At 58.6% G+C, this 597-nt stretch carries 1 protein-coding gene; it reads right to left on the bottom strand.

All coding sequences use genetic code 11. The features are described from left to right. Nucleotides 1–597: acyl carrier protein (locus I8U19_RS17135; protein WP_198056627.1), on the bottom strand; the 597-nt coding region annotated here is incomplete at both ends.

The following is a 597-nucleotide window of genomic DNA, read 5'->3' as shown; positions in this document are numbered from 1 at the left end:
TCCCTTGTACGCCCCGAGGGCACGGCGGGTATATCCCGCATCCTCCAGGGTTTCATAGACGCATTCCAGAAACAGCCGTTCCTGCGGGTCCATCAATTCCGCTTCCCGCGGGGAAATGTGAAAGAACAGGGGATCAAACCGGTCGACCTCTTCCAGAAAACCGCCCCAGATGCCACGGGCCTGTTCCTCCGTGTATTGCCAGAGTTCCCTCCTCTCTTTGGGAACTTCGGTGATGCAGTCCTTCCCCGCTTGCAAATTGCGCCAAAACTCGCGCATATTGCGGGCTCCGGGATAGCGCCCCGCCAGGCCGATGATGGCGATGTCCGCGGTTTCGGGAGTTTTCTCCGCAGGAACCGTGCGGAAAGCGGGACGCCACTTCCGCCCCCGGCCGCTTTTGCGCTCTTTCGCCACCGGAGCCACCGGTTCCGGCAAAGCAGCGGAGACAGCGGGACTTGCGCCCAGTGTCCGCTCCAACTGTTCGCGATAATGCGCCAGGAAATAGCCTGTCAGTTCGTCTACCGTTTTGTACTCAAAAAACAGCGTTTTGGGCAACGGGCCAAATGTTTTTTCCAACTCGTTCGTCAGCTTCATCACCAT

This window comes from Thermoactinomyces sp. CICC 10523 (genome assembly GCF_016055105.1).
Lineage (GTDB): Bacteria > Bacillota > Bacilli > Thermoactinomycetales > Thermoactinomycetaceae > Thermoactinomyces_A > Thermoactinomyces_A daqus.
Note: the sequence above shows the minus strand (reverse complement) of the source record. Positions and strands in the feature narration are given on the sequence as shown.